Raw genomic sequence first — 25,453 nt, forward strand, 5'->3', positions numbered from 1 at the left:
GAATGGTGCGTTCAATTGGACTCGAACCAACGACCCCCACCATGTCAAGGTGGTGCTCTAACCAACTGAGCTATGAACGCAACGTGTTGTCGGTGACAACGGGGACGAATATTAGCGGCACAGCATCGTTGAGGCAAGAGGGAAAATGCATTTTTCTCTCTGATTTCACGCGATTGCTTTATTACCGCGCAAAGTGAAGAGAAAGTAGCCGCCAGCTGGCGGCTACTGCGTATTTAACGTGCAGCGCGTTGCAATATTACCGAGGATGACTGGCGTTGCAGGAAGCGCATGCGCAGCATCATCATAATTGCCGCAGAGGTTAAGCCGATGATAAAGCCCATCCAGAATCCTGCCGGCCCCATGCGGTCAACCACCAGGTCGGTAAGCGCCAGGATATAACCACACGGCAGACCCAGCACCCAGTAAGCGATGAAGGTGATAAAGAAGATCGAACGCGTATCTTTATACCCACGCAGTACGCCGCTGCCAATCACCTGTATGGAGTCGGAGATCTGGTACACCGCGGCAAGCAGCATCAGATGGGATGCCAGCGCCACCACTTCCGGGTTGTCGTTGTAAAGCAGGGCAATTTGCTCACGTAGCGTGATGGTAAACAGTGCCGTACAGATGGCCATACAGACACCGACGCCAAGCCCCGTGCGGGCCGCCGTTTGCGCATCCAGCGTCGAACCTTGCCCCAGACGAAAGCCCACGCGAATGGTCACCGCTGCGGCCAGCGACATCGGCAATACGAACATCAGGGAACTGAAGTTCAGCGCAATCTGGTGACCGGCTACGTTCACAATGCCGAGCGGAGAAACCAGCAGGGCGACCACGGCAAACAGCGTCACTTCAAAGAACAGCGCCAGCGCAATCGGCAGGCCTAACTGCACCAGACGCGTCATGATGTTCCAGTCCGGCGTGCTGAACGAACGTTCATTGCGGATATCGCGCATTGAACGGGCACGTTTCACATAGGAGATCATACTGAAGAACATCACCCAATAGACGGCAGCCGTCGCCACGCCGCAGCCGACGCCGCCGAGCTCCGGCATACCGAAGTGACCATAGATGAAGATGTAGTTCACCGGAATATTCACCAGCAAGCCGATAAAGCCCATCACCATTCCGGGCTTGGTTTTCGCCAGGCCTTCACACTGGTTACGCGCGACCTGGAAGAACAGATAGCCTGGCGCACCCCACAGCAGGGCCCGCAGATAGCCGACGGCTTTGTCAGCCAGTGCCGGGTCAATATTATGCATGGCGCGGATGATATGACCGGCATTCCACAGCACAACCATTATCAGCACGGAGACAAATCCTGCCAGCCAGAACCCCTGTCGAACCTGATGGGCAATACGTTCACGTCGCCCTGAGCCATTTAGCTGAGCGATAACCGGGGTGAGGGCGAGCAGCAGGCCGTGGCCAAACAGGATGGCCGGAAGCCAGATCGAGGTGCCTATTGCCACGGCGGCCATATCGGTGGCGCTGTAGCCACCCGCCATTACCGTATCCACAAATCCCATTGCGGTCTGGGCTACTTGCGCGATGATCACTGGTATAGCCAGTGCCAATAACTGGCGCGCTTCATTCATGTACTTCTGCACGTGAACACCTTTATATTCTAGTTATTTGAGAGACTAAAAAGGCCGCCGTAACTGGCAGCAAGAAGAAAATGCAGGGGGGTGCCAGCTATTGTAGCGGGGTTTAGCTATTTATCTAGTGAAAAAATCGCCACAAAATGCGCTCCGCTGGCAACCTGTTTTTCCAACTGTTATTGTGGTGGGATTAAACGGTGTCACCACCGTCCGGAAAAAACAGGAGTTGTAAGCATGTTTACTGGTATTGTGCAGGGCACCGCCAAAGTGGTGTCCATTGATGAAAAACCTAATTTCCGAACTCATGTGGTTGAGCTTCCGGAATATATGCTTGATGGCATTGAAACTGGCGCCTCGATTGCACATAACGGCTGTTGCCTGACGGTAACCGAAATTAACGGTAACCAGATTAGCTTTGATTTAATGAAAGAGACGCTGCGCATCACCAACCTGGGCGAGCTGGTGGTGGGGGATACCGTAAACGTAGAGCGTGCGGCCAGGTTCAGCGATGAGATTGGCGGCCATCTGATGTCAGGCCATATTATGACCACCGCGGAAGTGGCGAAGATTGTCACCTCGGAAAATAACCGTCAAATCTGGTTTAAAGTGCAGGATCCTTCATTAATGAAATACATCCTGTATAAAGGATTTATTGGTATTGATGGGATTAGCCTGACGGTTGGGGAAGTGACGCCGACCCGTTTCTGCGTGCATTTAATTCCTGAAACTCTCCAGCGTACAACCCTGGGGGCGAAAAAACTGGGGCATCGGGTTAATATCGAAATCGATCCGCAGACTCAGGCGGTTGTGGATACCGTTGAGCGGCTGTTGGCGGCAAAAGAAGCCGCAATAATAAAGACTGCAGAAGAAGAATAAAATGAACCCCGGATATCCGGGGTTTTTTTTAGCGTGCGACCCGCAAACCGTGTTCTATCCCTCGGCTGAAAACAACCTGCCAAAGTTGAATATCACGCGCGCGAAAGGCGCCTGCGCAGGCATTGAGATAATAGCTGAACATCCGTTTAAACCGTTCAGAATAGTTGTCCGCAATTTCTGGCCAGGCTTCCTGGAAACGTGAATGCCATGCCATCAACGTGGTGTCATAATCCGCGCCAAAGTTATGCCAGTCTTCCATAATGAAATGAGGTTCACTGGCGTTAGCAATCTGGCGAACGGACGGCAAACAGCCATTCGGAAAGATGTATTTGTTGATCCACGGATCGACGTTATTGTCGGTGCGCTTAGAACCAATGGTGTGCAGCAGGAAGATGCCGTCAGGTTTCAAGTTACGGTCCACCACGCTGAAGTAGGTGTCATAGTTTTTCGGCCCCACGTGTTCGAACATGCCTACGGAGACTATGCGATCAAACTGCTCGTTCAGGTCGCGATAATCCTGAAGGCGAATATCCACATCAAGGCCCTGGCAGCGCTCCCGTGCCATTTTTTGCTGTTCAGCTGAAATGGTCACACCGACCACGCTGGCACCATAATGCTTCGCCATAAAATAGGCCAGACCACCCCATCCACAGCCGATATCCAGCACACGCATGCCCGGCTGTAGCTGCAGTTTTTCACAAATCAGACGCAGCTTAGCCTGCTGGGCTTCTTCAAGGGTTGAGGCCTCTTTCCAGTAGGCGCAGGAATATTGCATGAAAGGATCGAGCATGCGGCTGAACAGGTCATTACCGAGGTCGTAATGCTCCTTGCCGACGATCCACGCCCGTTTTTTGCTTTGCAGATTAAACAGCCGGGCGGAGGCGACACGTAATGTATCTTTCAGATTGCGGGGGAGCTGGTTTTCCAGACCGGCACGTAACACGCTGGAGAAAAACATATCCAGCCGTTCACACTCCCACCAGCCGTCCATATAACTTTCCCCCAGGCCTAACGATCCCTCCCGCAATACGCGTTTAAAAAAGTCGGGATGCTTAACCTGTGGATCGGATGGCGAAGATCCATTAATAGTGATGCCTGCACGACCTAACAGTTCACTGACGATCCGGGACCAGTTATCGTCCGGAACGCTGACTTCTTCTATACACGATGAACTCATAGCTTCTCCATCACCTTACTGTGATCAGAACCTTCAAACAGCGTAGACGCTTTTTATGGTTTGTGAGAAATCTCACGGTATTTCCCCGTGAGGCTAGTATCCGACGTAGAACAGAGGAAGGGAGATAACCCTTGCCGAAATGCCTTCCATGGTAAAACGGGAGCGCTCCGGCTCCCGTTAACACTTAATATTTATCGTATTTAATCGAACCAAATTTAGTATAGGCCTCAAAATTTGGTGATTCAATAGAAAATTCTTAGCAACCTAATCACTGATATTTAACATAATTTCTGGCGCGATTATGCATGCGAGGTTTTCACCTCTGCGCGGTCATCCTGCTCACGTTGTGCCGCAGACTGCATACGGTATCCCAGAAGGGCCAGCGCAACCGTAACCAGCATGACGCTGGTGGTGGTCAGGAGCGGCGTGGCAATCAGCGCAGAGACCACCAGGCTTGCCAGGAAGCACAGACCCAGCTGCAGGGTATTCTGAAGCGCGGCCGCACGACCTGTTGCCTGTGGGAACGGACGTAACGCCTGGGCTACGACGATAGGGTAAATCGCACCGTTCGCCACGGCCATCACGCAGAATGGAATCAGAATTTCTGCCAGACCGGCGCCCGGGATAAAGCCCACAGCCCAGGTGGCGATCACGCTCAGCGCGTAGAGCACCAGCAGCCAGGGCAGCATCTGCTGACCTTCCCATTTTTGCAGCGCCGCGCGACAGCCATAGCCCCCGACCAGAAACGCGATGGTCTGCGGGACATAGCTCAGACCAATGGCGGCCGGGCTGTAACCCATATCGTGAAGAATGAACGGTGAACCGGTCAGCCACGCGAAGAAACTCGCCGAGCAGGCGGCATAAATCAGGACATTACCGCGGTACGCTTTGGTGCTCAGCAGAGAGGTGAAGGTCACCGGTGTCGTGTCGGCAGGCGTCTCTTTCTTATGTGCCGCCTTGAGTGTGAATGCCGGGATCATCAGGACCAGCGTGATGGCAAACAGCGTAGCGAAAATGGCCTGCCAGTCGAAATGTGTCAGGATCCAGCTCCCGAGCAGCGGGGCGAGGGCAGGTGAAAGCCCTACCAGCGGCATAATGGTGGCGAAAATGCGGTTTGTCCGGTTGGCCGGATAGTAGTCGGTTACCAGCGCCTGCCAGGTCACCGCAGCAGCACAGACGCCAACGGCCTGCACGAAGCGCAGCACCAGCAGCCAGGTTGCATCGCGTACCCATAACATACCCAGACAGCCGACGGCAAAGATAGCCAGTCCCAGCAACAGCACCGGTTTACGACCAAAGCGGTCAGAGAGAGGCCCCCAGAGCAGCTGCGCGAAGGCAAAGCCCGCGAGGAATAAGCTCAGGCTGGCGCTGATGGCTGCCGCCGGGGTCTGTAAATCTTCCTGCATTGCGGCGAAGGCGGGCAGGTACATATCAGTGGCTAAAAAGCCCAGCACGCTTAAACCACCGAGCCAGACTAAAAATCCTTTCCTGGGTTGCATTGTTTTTTTCTCCTGAGGGAGGCAGGTCTATGTTTGCGCAGAGTGTAGGGAGTGCAAAGCAGCTTGTGAAACGCTAATATTTGGCGAGTGCATTCAAAATTTTTGCAGGCAGAAAATGTGGTCAGATTATTCTCTTGAAGTGGTCGATGCTGTTGCGCGCAACGGCAGCTTTAGCGGTGCAGCGCAGGAGTTGCACCGCGTCCCCTCGGCAATCAGCTATACGGTGCGTCAGCTTGAGGAGTGGCTGGCCGTTCCGCTGTTTGAACGGCGTCACCGTGATGTGGAATTAACGCCCGCCGGGGCATGGTTTTTGAAAGAAGGGCGTTCTGTTATCAAAAAAATGCAGATCACCCGCGAACAGTGTCAGCAGATCGCTAACGGCTGGCGAGGACATCTTTCCATTGCCGTGGATAACATCGTAAAACCAGAACGTACCCGGCAGATGATTGTCGATTTCTATCGCCATTTCTCGGATGTCGAATTGCGGGTATCCCAGGAAGTGTTTAACGGCGTCTGGGATGCGCTGGCAGATGGCAGGGCAGAGATGGCGATCGGTGCCACGCAGGCGATCCCGGTTGGGGGACGCTTTGCCTTTCGCGACATGGGCATGCTCAACTGGAAATGTGTGGTGGCAAGCGATCATCCGCTGGCTGACCTGGACGGGCCGCTCAGCGACGAAACGCTCCGTAACTGGCCCTCGCTGGTGCTGGAAGATACCTCGCGTTCGTTGCCCAAACGCATTACCTGGCTGCTGGATAACCAGCGACGGGTGGTTGCGCCGGACTGGGAATCCTCAGCAACATGCCTCAGCGCCGGGCTGTGCGTTGCCATGGTCCCTGGCCATTTTGCACGGCCCCGAATCGACACCGGTGAATGGGTTGAACTGACGCTGGAAAATCCTTTTCCGGATGCGGCCTGTTGTCTCACCTGGCAACAAAATGATGTGTCGCCCGCAATGGCCTGGCTTCTGGATTACCTGGGAGACAGTGAGACGCTTAACCGGGAATGGCTACGGGAGCCAGTATAACTGGCCCCGTAAAAGATTAACGACGATAGTCGCGGAACGGACCATCCGCAACGGAACGGCGTTCGATAAGACGCGGGTGAACTTCAATAGACTGAGACTCTTCACGCTTGTTGACGATCCTGTCCATCAGCATATTGAAGGCCGTTTCACCCAGCGAGTCTTTTGGCTGGTGGATGGTGGTCAGCGCCGGGGTAAAGAAGCGCGCGTTGCGTACGTTGTCATACCCGATCACGGAAATGTCCTGCGGCACGCGCAGACCCAGTTCATCGGCGGCACAGAGAGCACCCATCGCCATAATGTCACCGCCACAGAACACGGCTGTCGGGCGATGCGACTGGGAGACAATCTGCTGCATCGCGCGGTAACCGGATTCCGGTTCAAAGTCGCCCTGCACGATCCAGTTTTCCGGCACGGTAATCAGCGCCTCTTCCATTGCTTTCATAAACCCGGCCAGACGCCCGGCACCGGTGTTGCGCTCCAGTGGACCCGGGATCACACCAATCTCACGGTGACCGCGTTCAATCAGATAACGGCCTGCCATATAGCCGCCTTCAAACGCGTTATCGATGACGGAGTCGGTGAAGTCTGCACGCGCTTCGCCCCAGTCCATGACCACCATAGGAATATGGCGGTACTCTTCCAGCATGGAAAGCACGGACTCCGGATACTCTGAACACATCACCAGCAGGCCATCCACACGCTTTTGTGCCATCATGGAGAGATAAGCGCGCTGTTTTTCAATGCTGTTCCACGCGTTGCCCAGAATCAGGGTATAGCCTTTCTGGAAGCAGTTTTTCTCGACCGCTTCAATGATCTCGGCAAAATAGGCCGCTTCACTGCTGGTTGCCAGCAAACCAATGGATTTGGTGTGATTAACTTTGAGGCTGCGCGCCACCGCACTCGGTGAATAGTGTAATTCTTTGATTGCCGCCCAGACGGCGTTGCGCGTCTCTTCCGCCACAAAGCGGGTTTTGTTAATTACATGTGATACGGTTGTAGTGGAAACGTTTGCGCGTTTTGCTACGTCTTTAATTGTTGCCATTAAATGTCACTCCAGACCATATCCTAAACTCCTGAAAAACTTGAAGGTAAACGTTTGCCTTCTCTCACCCTTATCACGCAATCTTGAATTGCGGCACGCCGGGAAAACGACACAGGACGTCAGGAGGGGGTCAATGGCCGGTACGCTAATAAATTTAGCGTGGAATTTTGTCCTATCTTGATGAAAAGGGGAAGAGCTAAAGTGGTTATCAGTTTAAATCCAGGAAGATTTTTGAACTAAACTGTGTAAAAATGAGCAGGCTCACTTTTCGTGGGGAGATTAAAAGGAGAAAAATTGATGAGCTACGATCTGAAGTTTTCGCTGGTGACCACCGTTATTGTACTGGCTCTGATTGTTGCGGCGGGTCTGACGGCTGCATTGCACTGATTTACACGGAGGGAGAGCTTTCTCCCTCTCAGTTTTCCTGATTGTTACGCCTGCGGCAAAAATCTTTTGCCAATTTGTTAACTTCTCATTTTTTGTGATTGATGTCATGCTTTCGGCTTCTTTGTTCTGTGTCACGACATGACACGGCATCCGGAGTTGACGCATGAAAATCAATTTTCCCCTGCTTGCCCTGGCGATTGGCGCTTTTGGGATTGGCACCACTGAATTCTCCCCGATGGGGTTACTGCCTGTTATCGCCCGGGGCGTGGATGTTTCTATCCCGGCGGCCGGGATGCTCATCAGCGCCTACGCCATTGGCGTGATGGTGGGGGCACCGCTCATGACGCTTCTGCTTTCACACCGCGCGCGCCGCAATGCGCTGATTTTCCTGATGGCGATATTTACGCTGGGCAACGTGCTCTCCGCCATTGCTCCGGATTACACCACCCTGATGTTGTCCCGCATTCTGACCAGCCTTAACCACGGCGCGTTCTTTGGGCTGGGATCGGTTGTGGCCGCAAGCGTGGTACCAAAACACAAGCAGGCGAGTGCCGTGGCAACCATGTTTATGGGTCTGACGATTGCCAACATTGGCGGTGTACCTGCCGCAACCTGGCTGGGTGAGGCGATCGGCTGGCGCATGTCGTTCCTGGCGACGGCCGTGCTGGGTGTTATCGCCATGGTGGCGTTGTACTTCTCCTTGCCGAAAGGCTGCGCTGGTGAACGTCCTGACGTCCGCAAAGAGCTGTCGGTACTGATGCGCCCGCAGGTGCTCTCCGCGCTGTTGACCACCGTACTGGGGGCGGGCGCCATGTTTACTCTGTACACCTATATTTCACCGGTGTTGCACGATATCACCCACGCGACGCCTCTCTTTGTGACCGCGATGCTGGTGCTGATTGGTGTCGGGTTCTCTATAGGCAACTATCTCGGCGGGAAATTCGCCGATCATTCCGTGAGCGGGACGCTGAAAGGCTTTTTAACGCTGCTGATTGTCATCATGATCGCCATTCCATGGCTGGCGCGTAATGAAGTCGGGGCGGCGATGGCGATGGTTGTCTGGGGGGCTGCGACCTTTGCCGTGGTTCCGCCGCTGCAGATGCGCGTGATGCGCGTTGCCCATGAGGCACCGGGTCTCTCGTCGTCGGTCAATATTGGCGCGTTTAACCTTGGCAATGCGCTCGGTGCCGCTGCCGGTGGTGCCGTCATTTCTGGCGGCCTGGGATACAGCTTTGTGCCGGTGATGGGGGCGATAATTGCCGCACTCGGCCTGCTGTTAGTGATGATGTCTGGCCGTAAACAGCCGGAAGCAGCGTGCGCTGCTGAATAATTAAAAAACGCAGAAGGGCAACCCCTTCTGCGTGTCTCTTACGCGGCGAAGTTCTTCGCCACAAACGCCCAGTTAACCAGTGCCCAGAAGTGCTCCAGGTAGTTCGGACGCGCGTTACGGTAATCAATGTAATAAGCGTGTTCCCAGACGTCCACGGTCATCAGCGGCGTCGCGCTGGTGGTCAGTGGCGTACCCGCGTTCGAGGTGGAAACGATAGCCAGTTTGCCATCCGCGTCTTTAACCAGCCACGTCCAGCCAGAACCGAAGTTCTTGACTGCAGCATCCGTAAACTTCGCTTTAAAATCAGCAAAGCTACCAAATGCCGCGTTAATCGCGCCAGCCAGTTCACCCGTAGGTTCGCCGCCTGCATTCGGTGCCAGGCAGTGCCAGTAGAAGGTGTGGTTCCACACCTGAGCGGCATTGTTAAAGACACCGCCCTCTGAACTGCGGACGATCTCTTCCAGCGTTTTGCCTTCAAAATCGGTGCCCTTGATCAGGTTGTTCAGATTGGTGACGTACGTCTGGTGATGTTTGCCGTAGTGATACTCCAGGGTTTCCGCAGAAATGTGCGGGGCCAGGGCGTCTTTTGCATATGGTAGTGCAGGTAATTCGAACGACATTGCTTCTCTCCTTATTGTTTTTTATGTTGCCAATAACCACACAGACAACAGGGACAGGATAGCAAATTGAAAGGGTATGCAAAAGAGGAACTTACCCTGCCACGGCTGTGGCAGGGCAGGGGTTAGCGAATGGTTTTTGGCGTCATCACGCGGCGTGCGCCGACATAGTGACGTACCCAGTAGTCTTCACTGAGAGAGGTTATCTGGATGTCCTGCCCGCTACGTGGGGACTGGATAAATTTCCCGTTGCCTACATATACGCCAACGTGGTCAGCCGTGCCGCGCCCCTGAGTGCGGAAGAAGACGAGATCGCCATTCTCCAGTTCACCGCGGTTGACCGGTGACGCGTCGCGCAGGTGATACATCTCATTGGCGGTACGTGGAATTCGGAACTTCACCAGATCTTTATAGGCGTAATAGACGAGGCCGCTGCAGTCGAAACCGGTACGCGGTGAGCTGCCGCCCCAGCGATAGGGTTTGCCGATCTGCCCCATCAGTTTATTCAACGCCGTTTTTTGCGCTTTCTGCACGCGAACCTTATGCACTTCCGCTATTTTCGTGACCTTCGTGCATTTCGCTTTATGACCTTTGCGGGGGATGCATTTTTCCGTCACGAGATTAGCTGCAGTTTGCGAGGCTTTGCTTTTGGTTGCGTGGGCAGTGCGGGAAGGTTTTGTTTTCGTCTTGCTGGAGGCGGTCTTTTTAGTCTGGGTGGTGGTCTTTTTCTTGTCGTTCTTGCTGGTGGTTTTTTTCTTACGGTCTGTGGTTTTGGCCAGATGCGTTTTTTGTACAGCAGAGTGCCGCGCCTGTTGAGAGGCGTTCGCCACTGGCGTGAAAGTGAGTGTTGTAAACAGTAAAGCACAGAGCGTGATCGAGATTTTATTTATCCGCGCCACTGGGCAGTCCCCTGATAAATGCAGGTCATCAATAATACCCGCGAATGATTTACAAAGCCCGTCGATTCTAATCTATAAAAACCCGATAAGTTAATAGCATTTTTCAATCTACAATCCTGTTTCGTTAGCAAGTGCAAAAAAATTCATCAATCTGTCGCACTATTGTTCACTCCCTAAACAAAACCCTGAGTGCCGCAGGGTTAAACACCATTTGCAATGCAACTTTTCATCACACGCGGTAAAATAAGAAAGACGTGACAAAAATGTTATTTTCCGATGGCAGTCTGAACCGCTACAATGACAGACGAATGCCGTAACAGAAGTTAAAGGAAGCAAGACATGAGCACCACTATTGAAAAAATCCAGCGCCAGATCGCTGAAAACCCGATTCTGCTGTATATGAAAGGTTCTCCGAAGCTGCCAAGCTGTGGCTTCTCCGCGCAAGCGGTTCAGGCGCTGTCTGCCTGTGGTGAGCGTTTTGCTTACGTTGATATCCTGCAGAACCCGGACATCCGCGCTGAGCTGCCTAAATACGCTAACTGGCCGACGTTCCCACAGCTGTGGGTAGACGGTGAGCTGGTCGGCGGTTGCGATATCCTGATCGAAATGTATCAGCGCGGCGAACTGCAGCAGCTGATCAAAGAAACGGCTGCGAAGTACAAAACGGAAGAGCCAGACGCGGAGTAAGTTATCTGCGAAGACAAAAAAGCGACCTCATGAGGTCGCTTTTTTTTATTCTTCATTGTCACCCATCGGCAGCGGCCAGCCACCCAGACGCTTCCAGCGGTTCACAATTTCGCAAAACAGCTCCGCCGTCCGCTCGGTGTCATAAAGTGCGGAATGCGCCTGCGTACCGTCAAACTCAATGCCTGCCGTAATACAGGCTTTTGATAATACCGTTTGTCCCAACGCCAGACCGCTCAGTGCCGCGGTATCGAAGGTCACAAACGGGTGGAAAGGGTTACGCTTGAGCGACGCGCGCTCGGCGGCGGCCATGGTAAAGGTGTGATCGAACGTGGCGTTATGCGCCACCATAATGGCGCGGCTGCAGTTGCTCTCTTTCATACCTTTACGCACCATTTTAAAAATGGCGTGCAGCGCGTCATATTCACTTACCGCACCACGCAGCGGGTTATGCGGATCGATGCCGTTAAAGGCCAGCGCTTCGGGCTGTAAGTTGGCCCCTTCAAACGGTTCAACGTGGAAATGCAGCGTGGTGTCCGGTGTAAGCCATCCCTGTTCATCCATCTTCAGCGTGATGGCGGCAATTTCAAGCAGCGCATCGGTTTTAGCGTTAAATCCAGCTGTTTCAACATCGATCACAACAGGATAAAAACCACGAAAACGGTCGCACAGACCGCTAAATTGAGCGTTATCGGACATCAGGGTCTCTTACATGGGGAAAAAAGCAGTGCGCATTATGGCAAATTTTGGATGGGGATGCAGTAAAAGTACGGGCGCATGTTGCGCCCTGCGGGATCAGTTGCCCAGACCGCGACCAGCGTCTTTGGCTTCAATCAGTTCGATTTTGTAGCCGTCCGGATCTTCAACAAACGCGATCACGGTGGTGCCGCCTTTGACCGGGCCAGCTTCACGCGTCACGTTACCGCCGTTGCTGCGAATACGTTCACAGGCTTCGGCTGCGTTGTCCACTTCCAGCGCGATATGACCATAAGCGGTGCCCAGCTCATAGCTGTCCACGCCCCAGTTGTAGGTCAGTTCGATGACCGCTTCGTCCGTTTCCGGGCCGTAACCCACAAACGCCAGCGAGTATTTATATTCCGGGTTTTCGCTGGTGCGCAGCAGTTTCATACCCAGTACGTTAGTGTAGAAATCGACAGAACGTTGCAGATCGCCAACGCGCAGCATGGTGTGAAGTAGGCGCATAATTTCCTCATTAACCAATGGAATAGAATATCTATTTGAACAGAAACGATGTTTTAGTATAGCGGCGAAAGGTCGCCGCTATCAATGAGCAATGAAGAGATTACAGGGTAGGGTAGTCGGTATAACCTTCAGCGCCGCCGCCGTAGAAGCTTTCCGGACGCTGAGGGTTCAGCGCGGCTTTCTGCTGCAGACGGGCGACCAGATCAGGGTTAGCGATAAAATCGCGACCAAATGCAACGGCGTCGATCAAACCTTTGCTAATCAGATCTTCAGCTTTCTCAGGGGTATATGCCCCTGCACCGATGATCACACCGTGGAAGCGTTCGCGTACTTTCTGACGGAAGGCTTCAGTGTAAGGCTGACCACCGGCCCAGTCTGGCTCGGACATATGCAGATACGCGATACCCCGTTTTGCCAGCTCTTCAATCAGATAAAGGGCATCCGCTTCTTCGTCCGGGCCGTTATCAACGTTCTGGAAAGAACCAATCGGGGACACGCGGATACCAATGCGGTCCGGGCTCCACTCCTGACATACGGCATCCACCACTTCCAGCACCAGGCGCGCACGGTTTTCAACGCTGCCGCCGTACTGGTCGGTACGATGGTTAGAGGACGGTGACAGGAACTGGTGCAGCAGATAGCCATGCGCGGAGTGCAGTTCAACCAGGTCGAAACCGGCTTCACGCGCATTCGCCACGGCCTGGCGGAAATCGTTAACAATCCCCGGGATCTCGTCCAGTTCAAGAGCGCGCGGCATAGACGTATCAACGCGGATCGCATTGCCGTTTTCATCACGCAGCGAGGTGCGGGTGTTCGCGCTCAGGGCAGAGGCGGAAACCGGTGCCTGACCGCCAGGCTGGATGCTGCTGTGAGAGATACGACCGGTATGCCACAGCTGGACGGCAATACGACCCTCTTCAGCGTGAACGCCAGCCGTGATTTTTTTCCACGCGGCAATCTGTTCCGGGCTGTGCAGACCTGGTGCGCCAGCGTAACCCTTAGCCTGAGCAGAAATCTGAGTGGCCTCGGTGATGATCAGGCCAGAGCTTGCGCGCTGACGGTAATATTCACCCATCAACGGGGTAGGGATATCACCCGGCTCAATGCTGCGCAGACGGGTAAGCGGGGCCATGAACACACGGTTTGGCGCGGTAACGGCACCCACTTTCAAGGGGGTAAATAATTTTTCAGCGGACATAAAGGCTCCTGAGTAGACCAGTCGTCTAGTAATTACGTAAATAAAAACGCCTGCTATACGCGAGGCGTAGTAATGCTGCTTTTTACATGTGCCAGTGCGCTTTCAAGCGGCACCGCACTGCGTGAAATCTTGGCCTGCAGGTTCGCGCCTAACCAGAGGGCGTATAAAACCTGCGCCTGGGTTAAGGGTTCGCCGGGAAAAGTCAGCGTTTTTTCATCGCGGCCTTTCTCCAGCGCCTGTGCCATGAGGGCGATAACCCCGCGGGCCCCTTTATCCATTGCTGTGCGCATATCTTCTGAAAGATCGCACACTTCGGCAGAAAGTTTTACCGTCAGGCAACCGCTGATGATGCCCTGCTGACAGAACTGGTTCAGCGTTTCCTGATAGAAGTGCAGAACACGATCGCGATAATTACCTTCGCCCGTGGCAAAGTGCGCTGCCAGGCGCTGATGGTAGCTGGCATAGTGCCGCTCCAGCATTGCCACGCCAAACGCCTCTTTGGACCGGAAGTAGTGATAAAACGACCCCTTCGGTACCTCAGCGGTTTTTAATAACTCGCTCAACCCCATACCGGTGAACCCGCGATGCATGCAAAGTCGCTCGCCGGTCGCCAGTAAATGTTCTCGGGTATCGTGTTCTGTATTTCTGCTCATGGCCGCACTCTAATAGACCGTTCGGTCTATTGCAAGCGTGTTCAGTGGCGACATGCGTTCAGAATATCCAGCTGCTGTTGATAAACCTTTGATTTAATGTCCATCATACCCAATACGGTAGAGAACAAATTGTCCTGCGAAACCGCATTTTTTGCTGCATAGTCACGTAAACACTGCGCGTTGACGCCGAAATTTTTCGCATAGTCTGGTGATAACCAGAACATAAACGGAATGTGCGTTTGTTGCTCTGGTGCCAGCAGATACGGCGTGCCGTGCAGATAAATCCCGCTTTCGCCCAGCGACTCCCCGTGATCCGAAAGATAAATCAGGGCGGTATTCATGCTCACCTGACGCGCTTTCAGGGCATCGATGGTTTTGCTGACCATGCTGTCGGTATACAGGATGGTGTTGTCATAGGTATTCATCAGCGCCTGGTGATCGCAATCCTGAATTTCATTGGTATCGCAGGTTGGCGTAAATTTGCGGAAATTATCCGGATAACGGCGATAGTATGCCGGGCCGTGGCTGCCCATCAGGTGGATGACCAGTACGGAGTCCTGCTTCAGGCCATCCAGAACATTGTCCAGACGGGTGAAGTTCACATCGTCAATGCAGGAGTTGTCTTTGCAGAACTGATCGAGTTTCCACTGGGTCATGTCGGTATGGGGAACGCGATCGCAGGCGCCTTTACAACCGCCATCATTGTCACGCCACAGCATATTGATCCCCGCATGGGCGAGCACGTCCAGCAACCCTTCCTGGTGATGGGCCAGATCGGCATCGTATTTACTGCGCGTCATACCGGAGAACATGCAGGGCACGGAAACGGCCGTTTCGGTGCCGCAGGAGGAGGCCTGCGGGAAGTTAATCACATCCTGCTTTTTCAGCTCGGGGTTTGTTTCACGCCCGTAGCCATTCAACGAGTAGTTCGCGGCACGTGACGCTTCGCCGATGACCAGCACCAGAACGGTTTTCTTTTGTTGGCCTGCAATCAGCGGCCCTTTATGGGCATCTTCACCGATCCGGACCAGTGTTTGATCGCCTGCAAACCAGCGCATTTTGCTGTATTTGACCATCGCGCTGACATAGTTTGCGGGGGTCACCATTTTGACGATGCTTTTGTTATTGCGAAACAGCGACGCGTAGTCTTTATAAAACAGGGCGGCGATGAGGATGATAACCAGCAGGGCGCCGAGCATTGCGGCAAAACGGGTCAGCAGGGCGTACCACCATTTCCCGGTGCGAATGCGGATCATGGCCAGCACCACGGACGGAACAAGACCGGCAACGACAATCCACAGGATCATCTGCGGCGTCACCAGGGCGGTGGCTTCCTGAGAGTTGGTTTCGAACACGTTAACAATCATGTTCTGATCGATAACCGCGCCGTAGGTATACATAAAGTAGGTCGCGGCGGCGCATCCGACGGTCAAGACAATCAGCAGCGGCTTACGGATAAACGGGATATTAAGCAGACTAAAAACAATGACCCAGCCGCAAAACAGCACCAGTGGAACGGACGCGGCAAAGAGGACGTCATGGATATGCGCGGGCGCGATAATTGCCCAGCTACGCTGAATAAACAGCGCGTTTAATACGGTAAAGAAAAGTGCACAGCCCAGAGTAAATTTTATATCGTTACATTGTAACTTTTTGATTAGCCACATCGATCAGAAAACCTGCAATTTTAATGATGGGGCGAGTATAGAGAACGAAGATTAGTGAAACCTTAATGCCACAAAACTGTGGTAAAGCCCTTGCACGCGGGACGTTTAGCGTCTTCACTGTAGGTGATAGTCGTTATCGGGAGGTGAGTGTGGCAGAGCAACTGGAGTTTTTCCCCATCCAGAGCCCGTGCCGGGGTATTTGTCAGGTGGATGAACGCGGATATTGCCGTGGCTGCATGCGCACGCGCGATGAGCGTTTTAACTGGCAACACTTCAGCGACACGCAGAAACAGGAGGTGCTCCGTCTCTGTCGACAGCGACTTCTGCGCAAAATACGCGCAAACAAAGCCGGTGACACCGAAGAACCCCAGCAACCTTCACTGTTTTAACACGGTAATTGCGTATACTCATGACATCACGTCCTTGAGGAAAATGTTATGGTTCAGCGAATTACCCTTGCCCCCCAGGGCCCAGAATTCTCCCGCTTTGTGATGGGCTACTGGCGCCTGATGGACTGGAATATGTCCCCCCTCCAGCTGGCAAGCTTTATTGAAGAGCATCTCGACTTAGGGATCACCACGGTCGATCACGCTGATATTTACGGTGGCTATCAGTGTGAAGCCGCGTTCGGCGAGGCACTCAAACTGGTTCCTGCGTTACGCGAACGCATGGAGATCGTCACCAAATGCGGGATTGCCACGACGGCAAAACCGGAGCATGCCCTCGGCCATTACATTACCGACAGCGCGCACATCATTAAGAGCGCCGAACAGTCGCTGGTTAACCTGGCGACCGATCATATCGATCTGCTACTGATCCACCGCCCCGATCCGTTGATGGATGCCGATGAGGTGGCCGAAGCGTTTCTGAATCTGCATCAAAGCGGCAAAGTGCGTCATTTCGGCGTATCAAACTTTACCCCTGCACAGTTTGCGCTGCTGCAGTCTCGTCTGCCGTTTACCCTGGCCACCAACCAGGTTGAAATTTCTCCGGTTCATCAGCCGCTGCTGCTGGATGGCACGCTCGATCAGCTTCAGCAGTTGCGTATCCGTCCGATGGCGTGGTCGTGCCTGGGCGGCGGACGCCTGTTTAATGATGATGAATTCCAGCCGCTGCGCACTGAGCTTGAGACCATTGCCCGCGAACTGAATGCCGGGAGCATCGAACAGGTGGTGTACGCGTGGGTCCTGCGTCTGCCGTCAAAACCACTGCCGATCATTGGCTCGGGCAAAATTGAACGCGTACGCGCCGCCATTGCCGCGGAAGAGTTGCAGATGACCCGTCAGCAGTGGTTCCGCATCCGCAAAGCGGCGCTGGGTTACGACGTCCCGTAACCGGTAAAACGTGACTTTCCGGTGAAATCTTTGCCCCTGGTATAAACTTAAGGGGCAAAAAACAACCCGTGGAGGTCATATGAAGCGTTTTACTCTGGCTCTCGTCACGCTGGTGGTCTGTGCAGGTGCGCAGGCGGCCAGTGATGAAGTGGAAATGAATCTCGTCACCTCTCAGGGTGTAGGTCAGTCCATCGGCACGGTGAAAATCACTGAAACCGACAAGGGACTGGAATTCGCGCCCAATCTCAAAGCCCTTCCTCCTGGTGAACATGGTTTCCATGTCCATGCCAACGGTAGCTGTCAGCCCGCATTAAAAGAGGGTAAAGCCTCGGCTGCGGAGGCGGCAGGCGGCCACCTCGACCCACAACATACCGGTAAGCATGAAGGTCCTGACGGCATGGGACATCTGGGCGATTTGCCGGTGCTGGTGGTGAATAACGACGGCAAAGCCACGGATCCCGTTGTCGCGCCGCGGCTGAAAAAGCTGGATGAAGTGAAAGGCAAGGCGCTGATGATCCACGTCGGCGGCGACAATATGTCCGATCAGCCAAAACCGCTTGGCGGTGGCGGGGCTCGCTATGCCTGCGGGGTGATGTGATCCCCAATTGTACCCGGAGCCGGTGCCTGTTCCAGCTGCGACAGCGAGCAGTGCAGGCGCCAGATTATCGAGGCTAAATCTCGTGCTGCAGGCGAGTGGTGGTGCGCAAGGGTATCGCAAATTCGCTGAAGTTCAGCAAGCGTGGTTTCCAGTGGACGCTGCTGGACACCGCGTTCGCTCATGACATCGCGTAGCAGGGTGATGCAGACATCACGAACCTGCGACAGCGGGTCGGAACGTGTTTCCCATGCCCTAAGTTGCCAGACCACGTGAGAGCAGTTCAACAGCACCACGCCCCAGCGCAACAGCCAGCGGCGCGAAAGGGAGTCCTGGCTGTTATTGAGCTGGCTGACATAGTGATAGACCAGCGATTCATACTCACTTTCACGTAAATGCGGTTTTCGACTCAACTGGTCGACAAAACCTCTGCGTAACTCGCGGATATGCCGGCGACTCTTGCGCGCATCTGAACCCGGACGTAACACCGCAAATGCCAGCCACGCCAGCCCAACGCCAAGGATCTTCGCCAGATTGTCATTGAGAAAATCGGCGTAGTCATAAACCGGCGGGTTAGTGACGGAGATAAACGAGCCCATAAACACAATCAGCTGTCCCCACAGCCCCGCGAGTTTGGGCATTTGCAGCTTCAGCAGCTGCATGGTGGTTAACAGCGGGAACAGGAACAGAAGGAATTGCCACAGGTCGCTTATCTGCACCATCAACCCAAACTTCACGGCAAAACTAAACAGCGAGAGCAGCACCAGGGTGCGCAGCAGCAGCGTGAGGGAGTTGAACGGTGACGCGGCGACGGAGTACAGCACGCAGCTGATAGCAGCAAGCGTCAGGGCCGCAGGGCCTGACTCCCACTGGGTGGTGATACTCCACGCGCCAACCAGCGTGAGTGCGCAAAAGGTACGAAAACCGCTCCACAGTGCCTCCATCGAGTCTGTGTGTCGTGCCAGCGCCGGGCTACCGGGGACAGCGAACTCGGTTACCGGGGTGGCATTTTCCACGGCGTTAATCCAGCGGCTGCTGCGCAGATACAACCGGCAAAAATAGTTGAGACGCTGCCAGAAGGCGCGGTGACGGTAATCGTACTCATCTACTGGCGCGAGCGGGGCGATAATCTTCGCGACGGTGTAGATGTCGGCATCCGGGCGTGCAAGCGCCGCAAGCAGCGTTTCAATTACGGCGCGCGTATGTGCAGGGGGCGTGGGCCAGTTGAGCAGCATCCGGCGCAGGCTGGAGATTGAACTGGTCATACGCAGCTGCTGATGCAACAGATAGTTCAGCAGGGTGTTCTGACGACGAAAGCGATAGTGGCTCCAGAAGGCCTGAATGCGTAACAGATTCATGGTCAGGATCTGGCCGATCACCTTTTCGTGCGCGAGACGGATGTCGTCGTTGGTATCCGGTTGCCAGAGCAGGCTTGCGTGCTCCAGTAAACGGGTATGCATGGTCTTCAGGGCGGTAATAAGCGCGGTGCCATCGGAGGTGCTGGGCAGTATCATCATCATGAAACCGCCGCTCAGAATACCGACAATTACTTCGCAGACGCGCGCCTGTGCGATGTCCCACAGCTCGGTGGTATCGAGCACATTCACCACCGGAAAGGCGATAATGGCGGCGGTATAGCCGGCCAGCTGGAAGGCATAGGCAACGTTATTCGTAAAGTGCGCGCAGGCCCAGGTACAAAAGCCCAGCCATATCGCCATGCTCAACAAAAAAAGCCACGGATCGTTCAGCGTATGACCTGCAATGATTAACGCTGCGGTGGCACCCAACAGGCTGCCGGCAATACGTCCAAGACTCTTGCTGATCACCCCGCCGACGGTGGGGAAACTCACCACCGCGGCAGAGGTCATTGCCCAGTAGGGCTGATCAAGGTTGAGGTAATAGGCGACAGTCAGCGCCAGACACATCGCAATGCCATTACGCAGCGCATAGCGCCACTGCGGACGTGTCGCTTTCATCCACGGCGTATTTCGCCAGGAGAAGGCCTGCAGGTTCATCAACGGGTCCCGATGGCGACGGTGCAGGTTGTGCCGGAGACCAGCGTTATGCCCTGCGGTAAATGGTCAAACTCCACACGAACCGGTACGCGCTGGGCCAGACGCACCCACGGCACGTTCGGTTTAATGTCCGGTACCAGGCCTGAATCCATTTCAACACTCTGATCGTAGATGGCGCGGCCAATGCTGGAGACGTGACCCTGTAACCTCTGCGAGCCGCTGTAAAGCGTAATGGTAGCGGGAGACCCTTCGCGAATATGGCGAAGCTTGGTCTCTTCAAAATAACCCACCACATAGAACGAGTGGCTGTCGACAAGGGCGAAAACGGGTTGCCCGGCGGTGGCATAATTCCCCACGCGGGCTGACAGGTTGGTGATCCATCCATCGACTGGCGCGGTAATAACGGTTTGTGTCAGCTCCCACTGCGCCTGTTTGAGCGTAGCCTCCGCGACGTTCACGCTCGCCTGCATGGCCTTAACGTTGATATTGGCAGTATCTAAATCTTCTGCGGAAATGTAGTTGCGCGACAAATGCCGGCGGCGATTGGCTTCGTTATTGGCTTTTGCTAAATCAGACTGGGCCTTCGCCAGCTGTGCCTGGGCGTTAAGGATCGCAATATGATAGGGGGTGTCGTCGATACGGAATAACACGTCACCCTTTTTAACGTACTGGTTATCTTTCACAACAAGCGTCGTAATGCTGCCCGAAACCTGTGGGGTAATGCTGACCTGCTCAGCCCGCACTTTGCCGTCACGTGTCCAGGGTGACTGCATATAAAAATTCCAGAGCCACCACCCGGCAACCAGGGCCAGGGCAAGAACAATCAGCGTGGAAAAGTACTTCAGCGTTTTCAGGGGCATATTCACCACACAATCAAGACAGCAAGGCCCAGGCATACGGAAAGGGCAAACAGGGAGAGGTCCATTAACATGGGGTGCCAAATCTCGCCGGAGTACATCCAGTCGCGAAGCAGGCGATGGGCTATGAGCCAAATCATAAAGCCGACCAGGACGGCCTTAAACAAGGGCGGAAAGTAGACTGACGCACCGAAAATCAGGTCCTGAAGGGGGAGTCCCACGGAGCTTTGAAAAAACGTCACGGGCAGAGATCCTTTGCAGTGAACAAAATGCCGCGAGGGCGAGTCTTAATCTGATGGAACATCACAATTCAGTGTAAGTCATCCTTTTAAGTTCGATGAATGCAGTATTGCATTTGTTTTGCCAATACAAATGCTGCACACTATTCTAAAATCAGTATAATAACTTAGCAAGCTAATTATAAGGAGATGAAATTGGAATCGCCATTAGGTTCTGATCTGGCAAGGTTGGTACGCGTCTGGCGTGCTCTGATTGACCATCGCCTGAAACCTCTGGAATTGACACAGACGCACTGGGTCACGCTGCATAACATTCATCAGCTGCCACCCGACCAGTCACAAATTCAACTGGCAAAAGCGATCGGCATTGAGCAACCGTCACTGGTACGTACGCTTGACCAACTGGAAGAGAAAGGACTCATCTCCCGGCAAACCTGCGCCAGCGATCGTCGCGCTAAGCGGATTAAGCTCACTGAGAAAGCGGCACCTATCATTACTGAAATGGAAGCCGTTATCACCAAAACGCGCGGCGAAATCCTTTCCGGGGTTTCACCCGCAGAGCTTGAACTGCTCATCAGCCTCATTGGGCGCCTTGAGCAGAACATCCATGAGCTGCAGTCACGCGACTGAGACCATCACAAGGCCTTGCAGCAGCAAGGCCTTTTTTACCTCGACACAACGACGCGGTTACGCCCGGTCTCTTTCGCTTCATACATCGCCTTGTCAGCATTCTCCACGCACGCTTCAGCGGTCGTCGTCGGAGAGGTGGCGGTAAACACCCCCATGCTAATCGTGATGGATTCAGGTAACTGACACCCGCTGCTGACCTTATCAAAACTGCTCAGCCTTAGCCGTATGCGTTCAGCCACCTGGTACGCTGCTTCCGACGAAGTATTGGTCAGCATCAGGACAAATTCTTCCCCGCCAATACGTGCCGCGATGTCCTGTGGGCGGACGGAATCCATCAGCAGGTTGGCGACAAACTGCAATACTTTGTCTCCCTGCAGATGGCCGTAGCAGTCGTTGATGCGCTTAAAACGGTCGAGATCGCTGACGATAACCGACACAGGGTGGTTGGCTTTGCTGATGCTGAGTGCCTGATTTAAGGCGTCGTAAAAATAACTGCGGTTGTAGAGGCGCGTCAGCGGGTCGCGGATCGAGTTCTGATAAGACTGCTGATACTTTATGTGCGAGTCACGATACAGGTTAAAGACGTCGTACAGCAGGACAAAAATAATCATCAGCGTCGCCACGGTTTCGAATAAGCGAGCGTGATACCAGGACGTGTCCTCAGCATGTCCGCCGGCTAACAGTAATGAGAGCGTCAGGACATAACAAACACATAAGAAATTACCGCCAACCCAAAAAAGATTCCGCACCCGGGTAATCGTCATTAACGTTGCTAACGCCACAACCCAGAGAAGAATCAAAAAGATATTTATGACCTGGCTCCAGAGAACCATAAATTGCCGGGTTTCATTATCCACCAGATCCAGCGTTATCAGTGCCGAGTGGCTGGAGCAGAACCAGGCCAGGGCGACCATAGAAACCGTAAACAGCATTGTACCGATAACCACGGCAATATCTGCGGGGCGTGAAAGGGGATAATCCCGAATGGAATAGAGCAAGGCTGAGACTATTATCAGCACCGCCATAAGAATATGACGGAACATAAAGAAGATCATGGCGTCGTTATAGTCGACCACATTGAACTGATAGAGATCCAGCCATGACGGGAAGCTGGACAGGGTACCGGCCATCAGCATCGTCGACCCGGCAAAGGCCGAGGCGAGGGCGATAAGGTACAACCGCCGTCTGTCGCACCAGTATTTCATGACCATGAAGCAGGCAATAAACAGGTGGAATACCAGCAAAAATATGGTAAGTGTCGGGAATAGCAGCGGTGAGAATGAAGGGACTAATTCGACCAGTTTTACAAAGAGACCTTGTAATATTCCAACGACGACGATGCATCCAAAACAGAATGTAATATAAGGGTTCTTAAAATATCGTTGTAGTGCAAGCATAGGGATTTGACGGAATAATAAAATTAAAAAATGTAAAGTAAGAAAGAGAGTAACAGGCGTGGAGAGTAAATACTTTGCGCAGGAACAAGATATACCGCGCTTAATGATTCATGGCGGGAATGTTTTTTGTAAATATATTGCTGGTAATTATATTATATGTAAATAGATTTGTTTACTGGATTTGCTAAATGGATTTGTTAAATGGATGTGGTCTGATGACCACATCCAGTTTGAATTAGCGTGGAGAAACGGTGACCTGGCTTCCGTTGCTCGCCAGAACAACGCGCTGGCCGGCAGAGAAACGGGTATTACCCTGTTTCTGTACTACCATGATGGTGCTGCCGTCATCTTTACGGATTTCCAGTTCTACGCCCTGGCTTTTGTTCATTGCACCCTGAACGCCCTGGCCTGCAACACCACCCGCAACGGCACCTGCTGCTGTGGCCAGCGAACGACCTGTGCCACCGCCTACGGTATTACCGAGGAAGCCACCCAGCACAGCACCGCCGATGGCACCCATCACGTTGCTGTCATCGCCACCCTGAATTTGTACAGGGCGTGCGTTAACAACGGTACCGTAAGTGACGCTCTGAACCTGTTTGGCTTCAGAAGCGCTGTACACGTCGCCAGAAAGTGAACTGTCATTCACACAGCCTGCAAGGGTTAAACCGATCAGCGAAACGCCCAGTACACGTAAAATCATTTGAATCTCCTGTTCACCAAAACGCCCGATGGCGGGCATCCGTTATGGCTAAATTATATGGCATAAGGGGCCATAGTTCATATCTTTGCACTAACAATAAGAAAATTGTACTTGAATTTAACTTAACGAGACATAAACGGGCACCCGGCAGGTTACCTGTCTGAGATTGTTAAAAAATATTATCGCCGGATAGCAAAGCGGCGCTGTTTATGGTTGAGTGGAGAGCATTAGCCCACGCAACGTAAGGAAAGCGCATGAAATCGGGTCGCTACATTGGTGTGATGTCGGGTACCAGTCTGGATGGCGTAGACGTCGTTCTGGCCGCTATTGATGAAAACATGGTGGCACAGCAGGCGAGCCTGACCTGGCCTATCCCCCGGGCGCTGAAAGAGGACATTCTCAGTGTCTGTCAGGGGCAGCAACTGACGCTTTCTCAGCTTGGTCAGCTTGATGTGCGGCTGGGGGCGCTGTTTGCCGATGCGGTACTGGCTCTGATGCATAAAGAAAAGCTTCGCCCGCAGGATGTCGTCGCCATCGGCTGTCACGGACAAACGGTCTGGCATGAGCCGGTCGGCGATGCACCGCATACCCTGCAAATCGGCGACAATAACCAGATTGTGGCGAAGACGGGCGTAACCGTAGTCGGTGATTTTCGGCGTCGCGATATTGCGCTTGGCGGGCAGGGCGCGCCGCTGGTGCCCGCTTTTCATCAGGCATTGTTGACCCATCCGACAGAGCGCCGAATGGTGCTGAACATTGGCGGTATTGCCAACCTGTCTCTGCTTATCCCGGATCAACCCGTACGCGGCTATGACACCGGCCCGGGTAACATGCTGATGGATGCCTGGATCTGGCGTCAGCGTGGTCAGGCGTATGATAAAGACGCGCAGTGGGCCAGCGAAGGCAAAGTGATCATCCCGCTGTTGCAGTCCATGCTAAGCGATCCGTACTTCGCTTTACCGGCGCCCAAAAGCACGGGGCGCGAATATTTCAACTATGGCTGGCTCGAACGTCAGTTGGCGCAGTTCCCGGCGCTTGCACCGCAGGATGTCCAGGCGACGCTCGCCGAGTTAACGGCGGTTTCGATATCGGAACAGGTTCTTCTCAGCGGTGGATGCGAACGCCTGCTGGTGTGCGGCGGTGGCAGCCGTAACCCGTTGGTGATGGCACGTCTTGCCGGGTTATTGCCAGGTACCGAGGTGACGACCACCGATGAAGCCGGCATCAGTGGCGATGATATGGAAGCGCTGGCCTTTGCCTGGCTTGCCTGGCGCACCATTGCCGGGCTTCCGGGCAATTTGCCGTCGGTGACTGGCGCACGTGAGGCCAGCGTCCTCGGGGCCATTTTCCCGGCGAATCCACGTCATAATCAGAGTTAACTGAAATTCAGCGCTGCGTGTGGTCGTTAGAATGGAATGAAACAGGAGGGCAGCCATGCCCTCCAGGACCAGGAAAGTCTTCGGAATACGCCCATGAAAAAACTTCTTCTTATTGCCGCGCCTTTATTGCTGTCAGGATGCAGCGTCTACAACCAGTTCCTTGATCGCATGCAGACCGATACCCTGGAGTATCGCTGTGATGAAAAACCGCTGACCGTTAAGCTGAACAATCCGCGTCAGGAAGCCAGTTTTGTCTACGACAACAAATTGCTCACCCTCAAGCAGGGCATTTCTGCCTCCGGCGCACGCTACACGGACGGAATTTATGTCTTCTGGTCGAAAGGCGACAGTGCCACCGTCTACAAACGCGACCGTATTGTGCTGAACAATTGCCAGCTCGAAAATCCGAAGCGTTGAGATTTTCACAGGGGCGGCGCACAATAGCGC

The 25,453-nt window shown here is 53.8% G+C and carries 27 protein-coding genes and 1 tRNA gene; 11 read left to right on the forward strand and 17 right to left on the reverse strand.

The genetic code is table 11. The features are described from left to right. Positions 1-3: 3 nt before the first annotated feature. Together ACMGG3_RS05450 and mdtK are read right to left on the reverse strand one after the other, a co-directional pair. Positions 4-80: transfer RNA gene (locus ACMGG3_RS05450), tRNA-Val, on the reverse strand. A 153-nt stretch (positions 81-233) separates the two neighbouring features. Beyond that, complete coding sequence (mdtK, locus tag ACMGG3_RS05455; RefSeq protein WP_014169764.1) at positions 234-1,607, reverse strand: MdtK family multidrug efflux MATE transporter; 1,374 nt, start codon at positions 1,605-1,607, stop codon at positions 234-236. Positions 1,608-1,832: 225 nt separating this feature from the next. On the opposite strand from mdtK, the gene ACMGG3_RS05460 reads away from it, so the two are divergent. Then, on the forward strand, positions 1,833-2,474 hold the full coding sequence (locus ACMGG3_RS05460) for a riboflavin synthase (protein ID WP_020884345.1): 642 nt from the start codon (positions 1,833-1,835) through the stop codon (positions 2,472-2,474). Between the two features lie 28 nt (positions 2,475-2,502). On the opposite strand, the gene cfa is transcribed toward ACMGG3_RS05460, so the two are convergent. Together cfa and punC are read right to left on the reverse strand one after the other, a co-directional pair. Further along, the gene (gene cfa, locus ACMGG3_RS05465; RefSeq protein ID WP_014169766.1) at positions 2,503-3,651 is read right to left on the reverse strand and encodes a cyclopropane fatty acyl phospholipid synthase; all 1,149 of its coding nucleotides are present in this window, start codon (positions 3,649-3,651) and stop codon (positions 2,503-2,505) included. A gap of 299 nt (positions 3,652-3,950) precedes the next feature. Then, complete coding sequence (gene punC, locus ACMGG3_RS05470) at positions 3,951-5,150, reverse strand: purine nucleoside transporter PunC (RefSeq protein WP_414149665.1); 1,200 nt, start codon at positions 5,148-5,150, stop codon at positions 3,951-3,953. A gap of 115 nt (positions 5,151-5,265) precedes the next feature. Here punC and punR point away from each other — a divergent pair, with 115 nt between their 5' ends. Then, entirely contained in the window at positions 5,266-6,177 is a 912-nt protein-coding gene (gene punR / locus ACMGG3_RS05475; protein ID WP_014169768.1) for a DNA-binding transcriptional activator PunR, read from the forward strand. 16 nt (positions 6,178-6,193) lie between these two features. Here punR and purR read toward each other — a convergent pair whose 3' ends face one another. Then, entirely contained in the window at positions 6,194-7,219 is a 1,026-nt protein-coding gene (purR, locus tag ACMGG3_RS05480) for an HTH-type transcriptional repressor PurR (protein WP_014169769.1), read from the reverse strand. A gap of 297 nt (positions 7,220-7,516) precedes the next feature. Between purR and ACMGG3_RS05485 the strand changes: the two genes are divergently transcribed. Both ACMGG3_RS05485 and ACMGG3_RS05490 read left to right on the forward strand, forming a co-directional pair. After that, positions 7,517-7,606, forward strand: coding sequence for a YnhF family membrane protein (locus ACMGG3_RS05485; RefSeq protein ID WP_032670423.1), 90 nt, complete (start codon positions 7,517-7,519; stop codon positions 7,604-7,606). 163 nt (positions 7,607-7,769) lie between these two features. Continuing rightward, positions 7,770-8,936 (forward strand): MFS transporter, encoded by a 1,167-nt coding sequence (locus ACMGG3_RS05490; RefSeq protein WP_414149666.1) that lies wholly within the window; start codon positions 7,770-7,772, stop codon positions 8,934-8,936. Positions 8,937-8,974: 38 nt separating this feature from the next. Here ACMGG3_RS05490 and sodB read toward each other — a convergent pair whose 3' ends face one another. Together sodB and ACMGG3_RS05500 are read right to left on the reverse strand one after the other, a co-directional pair. Beyond that, a complete protein-coding gene (sodB, locus tag ACMGG3_RS05495; RefSeq protein ID WP_020884341.1) occupies positions 8,975-9,556 on the reverse strand; it encodes a superoxide dismutase [Fe] in 582 nt (193 codons plus the stop codon). Positions 9,557-9,678: 122 nt separating this feature from the next. Continuing rightward, positions 9,679-10,452, reverse strand: a complete 774-nt coding sequence (locus ACMGG3_RS05500; protein WP_014169773.1) for a C40 family peptidase — start codon at positions 10,450-10,452, stop codon at positions 9,679-9,681. Between the two features lie 339 nt (positions 10,453-10,791). Between ACMGG3_RS05500 and grxD the strand changes: the two genes are divergently transcribed. Further along, positions 10,792-11,139: a monothiol glutaredoxin 4 gene (grxD, locus tag ACMGG3_RS05505; RefSeq protein ID WP_003832760.1), complete on the forward strand. Its 348-nt coding sequence runs from the start codon at positions 10,792-10,794 to the stop codon at positions 11,137-11,139. Positions 11,140-11,184: 45 nt separating this feature from the next. Here grxD and rnt read toward each other — a convergent pair whose 3' ends face one another. The 5 genes from rnt to eptA all read right to left on the reverse strand — a co-directional run bounded on the left by rnt (position 11,185) and on the right by eptA (position 15,857). After that, entirely contained in the window at positions 11,185-11,835 is a 651-nt protein-coding gene (gene rnt / locus ACMGG3_RS05510; protein ID WP_025204356.1) for a ribonuclease T, read from the reverse strand. A 96-nt stretch (positions 11,836-11,931) separates the two neighbouring features. After that, on the reverse strand, positions 11,932-12,339 hold the full coding sequence (gene gloA / locus ACMGG3_RS05515) for a lactoylglutathione lyase (RefSeq protein WP_020884340.1): 408 nt from the start codon (positions 12,337-12,339) through the stop codon (positions 11,932-11,934). A 100-nt stretch (positions 12,340-12,439) separates the two neighbouring features. Continuing rightward, the gene (locus ACMGG3_RS05520; RefSeq protein ID WP_020884339.1) at positions 12,440-13,537 is read right to left on the reverse strand and encodes an alkene reductase; all 1,098 of its coding nucleotides are present in this window, start codon (positions 13,535-13,537) and stop codon (positions 12,440-12,442) included. A 53-nt stretch (positions 13,538-13,590) separates the two neighbouring features. Beyond that, positions 13,591-14,190 carry a TetR/AcrR family transcriptional regulator gene (locus tag ACMGG3_RS05525; RefSeq protein ID WP_014169778.1) on the reverse strand — a complete coding sequence of 200 codons (600 nt, stop codon included), beginning with the start codon at positions 14,188-14,190 and terminating at the stop codon, positions 13,591-13,593. A gap of 41 nt (positions 14,191-14,231) precedes the next feature. Next, positions 14,232-15,857, reverse strand: coding sequence for a phosphoethanolamine transferase EptA (gene eptA, locus ACMGG3_RS05530; protein ID WP_032681163.1), 1,626 nt, complete (start codon positions 15,855-15,857; stop codon positions 14,232-14,234). Positions 15,858-16,006: 149 nt separating this feature from the next. Here eptA and ACMGG3_RS05535 point away from each other — a divergent pair, with 149 nt between their 5' ends. The 3 genes from ACMGG3_RS05535 to sodC all read left to right on the forward strand — a co-directional run bounded on the left by ACMGG3_RS05535 (position 16,007) and on the right by sodC (position 17,789). Beyond that, positions 16,007-16,246: a DUF1289 domain-containing protein gene (locus tag ACMGG3_RS05535; RefSeq protein WP_020884337.1), complete on the forward strand. Its 240-nt coding sequence runs from the start codon at positions 16,007-16,009 to the stop codon at positions 16,244-16,246. 48 nt (positions 16,247-16,294) lie between these two features. Next, entirely contained in the window at positions 16,295-17,191 is an 897-nt protein-coding gene (locus ACMGG3_RS05540) for an aldo/keto reductase (RefSeq protein WP_079231117.1), read from the forward strand. Positions 17,192-17,270: 79 nt separating this feature from the next. Further along, the gene (sodC, locus tag ACMGG3_RS05545) at positions 17,271-17,789 is read left to right on the forward strand and encodes a superoxide dismutase [Cu-Zn] SodC (protein WP_020884336.1); all 519 of its coding nucleotides are present in this window, start codon (positions 17,271-17,273) and stop codon (positions 17,787-17,789) included. On the opposite strand, the gene ACMGG3_RS05550 is transcribed toward sodC, so the two are convergent. The 3 genes from ACMGG3_RS05550 to ACMGG3_RS05560 are packed head-to-tail and all read right to left on the reverse strand — an operon-like array spanning position 17,768 to position 20,900. Next, the gene (locus tag ACMGG3_RS05550; protein ID WP_047366454.1) at positions 17,768-19,801 is read right to left on the reverse strand and encodes an FUSC family protein; all 2,034 of its coding nucleotides are present in this window, start codon (positions 19,799-19,801) and stop codon (positions 17,768-17,770) included. The genes sodC and ACMGG3_RS05550 overlap by 22 nt on opposite strands. Then, positions 19,801-20,661: an HlyD family secretion protein gene (locus tag ACMGG3_RS05555; RefSeq protein WP_040017309.1), complete on the reverse strand. Its 861-nt coding sequence runs from the start codon at positions 20,659-20,661 to the stop codon at positions 19,801-19,803. The genes ACMGG3_RS05550 and ACMGG3_RS05555 overlap by 1 nt, the downstream gene beginning before the upstream one ends. Positions 20,662-20,663: 2 nt before the next feature. Beyond that, a complete protein-coding gene (locus tag ACMGG3_RS05560; RefSeq protein ID WP_020884333.1) occupies positions 20,664-20,900 on the reverse strand; it encodes a DUF1656 domain-containing protein in 237 nt (78 codons plus the stop codon). A 186-nt stretch (positions 20,901-21,086) separates the two neighbouring features. On the opposite strand from ACMGG3_RS05560, the gene slyA reads away from it, so the two are divergent. Then, positions 21,087-21,527: a transcriptional regulator SlyA gene (gene slyA, locus ACMGG3_RS05565; protein ID WP_014169785.1), complete on the forward strand. Its 441-nt coding sequence runs from the start codon at positions 21,087-21,089 to the stop codon at positions 21,525-21,527. Between the two features lie 35 nt (positions 21,528-21,562). On the opposite strand, the gene ACMGG3_RS05570 is transcribed toward slyA, so the two are convergent. Further along, the gene (locus ACMGG3_RS05570) at positions 21,563-22,924 is read right to left on the reverse strand and encodes an MASE4 domain-containing protein (protein ID WP_414149667.1); all 1,362 of its coding nucleotides are present in this window, start codon (positions 22,922-22,924) and stop codon (positions 21,563-21,565) included. Positions 22,925-23,159: 235 nt separating this feature from the next. Continuing rightward, positions 23,160-23,627: an outer membrane lipoprotein SlyB gene (gene slyB / locus ACMGG3_RS05575; RefSeq protein WP_014169789.1), complete on the reverse strand. Its 468-nt coding sequence runs from the start codon at positions 23,625-23,627 to the stop codon at positions 23,160-23,162. A gap of 254 nt (positions 23,628-23,881) precedes the next feature. On the opposite strand from slyB, the gene anmK reads away from it, so the two are divergent. Both anmK and mliC read left to right on the forward strand, forming a co-directional pair. Continuing rightward, positions 23,882-25,006, forward strand: a complete 1,125-nt coding sequence (gene anmK / locus ACMGG3_RS05580; protein ID WP_014169790.1) for an anhydro-N-acetylmuramic acid kinase — start codon at positions 23,882-23,884, stop codon at positions 25,004-25,006. A gap of 93 nt (positions 25,007-25,099) precedes the next feature. Beyond that, complete coding sequence (mliC, locus tag ACMGG3_RS05585; RefSeq protein ID WP_020884329.1) at positions 25,100-25,423, forward strand: C-type lysozyme inhibitor; 324 nt, start codon at positions 25,100-25,102, stop codon at positions 25,421-25,423. Positions 25,424-25,453: the final 30 nt, after the last annotated feature.

The organism is Enterobacter sp. BNK-18 (genome assembly GCF_047456135.1).
In the GTDB taxonomy this organism is placed as follows: Bacteria; Pseudomonadota; Gammaproteobacteria; order Enterobacterales; family Enterobacteriaceae; genus Enterobacter; species Enterobacter ludwigii.

Coding starts and splice junctions, on each gene's coding strand:
- ACMGG3_RS05460 (WP_020884345.1), top strand. CDS start 1,833: ATGTTTACTGGTATTGTGCAGGGCACCGCCAAAGTGGTGTCCATTGAT.
- cfa (WP_014169766.1), bottom strand. CDS start 3,651: ATGAGTTCATCGTGTATAGAAGAAGTCAGCGTTCCGGACGATAACTGG.
- punC (WP_414149665.1), bottom strand. CDS start 5,150: ATGCAACCCAGGAAAGGATTTTTAGTCTGGCTCGGTGGTTTAAGCGTG.
- punR (WP_014169768.1), top strand. CDS start 5,266: ATGTGGTCAGATTATTCTCTTGAAGTGGTCGATGCTGTTGCGCGCAAC.
- purR (WP_014169769.1), bottom strand. CDS start 7,219: ATGGCAACAATTAAAGACGTAGCAAAACGCGCAAACGTTTCCACTACA.
- ACMGG3_RS05485 (WP_032670423.1), top strand. CDS start 7,517: ATGAGCTACGATCTGAAGTTTTCGCTGGTGACCACCGTTATTGTACTG.
- ACMGG3_RS05490 (WP_414149666.1), top strand. CDS start 7,770: ATGAAAATCAATTTTCCCCTGCTTGCCCTGGCGATTGGCGCTTTTGGG.
- sodB (WP_020884341.1), bottom strand. CDS start 9,556: ATGTCGTTCGAATTACCTGCACTACCATATGCAAAAGACGCCCTGGCC.
- grxD (WP_003832760.1), top strand. CDS start 10,792: ATGAGCACCACTATTGAAAAAATCCAGCGCCAGATCGCTGAAAACCCG.
- rnt (WP_025204356.1), bottom strand. CDS start 11,835: ATGTCCGATAACGCTCAATTTAGCGGTCTGTGCGACCGTTTTCGTGGT.
- gloA (WP_020884340.1), bottom strand. CDS start 12,339: ATGCGCCTACTTCACACCATGCTGCGCGTTGGCGATCTGCAACGTTCT.
- ACMGG3_RS05520 (WP_020884339.1), bottom strand. CDS start 13,537: ATGTCCGCTGAAAAATTATTTACCCCCTTGAAAGTGGGTGCCGTTACC.
- ACMGG3_RS05525 (WP_014169778.1), bottom strand. CDS start 14,190: ATGAGCAGAAATACAGAACACGATACCCGAGAACATTTACTGGCGACC.
- eptA (WP_032681163.1), bottom strand. CDS start 15,857: ATGTGGCTAATCAAAAAGTTACAATGTAACGATATAAAATTTACTCTG.
- ACMGG3_RS05540 (WP_079231117.1), top strand. CDS start 16,295: ATGGTTCAGCGAATTACCCTTGCCCCCCAGGGCCCAGAATTCTCCCGC.
- sodC (WP_020884336.1), top strand. CDS start 17,271: ATGAAGCGTTTTACTCTGGCTCTCGTCACGCTGGTGGTCTGTGCAGGT.
- ACMGG3_RS05550 (WP_047366454.1), bottom strand. CDS start 19,801: ATGAACCTGCAGGCCTTCTCCTGGCGAAATACGCCGTGGATGAAAGCG.
- ACMGG3_RS05555 (WP_040017309.1), bottom strand. CDS start 20,661: ATGCCCCTGAAAACGCTGAAGTACTTTTCCACGCTGATTGTTCTTGCC.
- slyA (WP_014169785.1), top strand. CDS start 21,087: ATGAAATTGGAATCGCCATTAGGTTCTGATCTGGCAAGGTTGGTACGC.
- ACMGG3_RS05570 (WP_414149667.1), bottom strand. CDS start 22,924: ATGCTTGCACTACAACGATATTTTAAGAACCCTTATATTACATTCTGT.
- slyB (WP_014169789.1), bottom strand. CDS start 23,627: ATGATTTTACGTGTACTGGGCGTTTCGCTGATCGGTTTAACCCTTGCA.
- anmK (WP_014169790.1), top strand. CDS start 23,882: ATGAAATCGGGTCGCTACATTGGTGTGATGTCGGGTACCAGTCTGGAT.
- mliC (WP_020884329.1), top strand. CDS start 25,100: ATGAAAAAACTTCTTCTTATTGCCGCGCCTTTATTGCTGTCAGGATGC.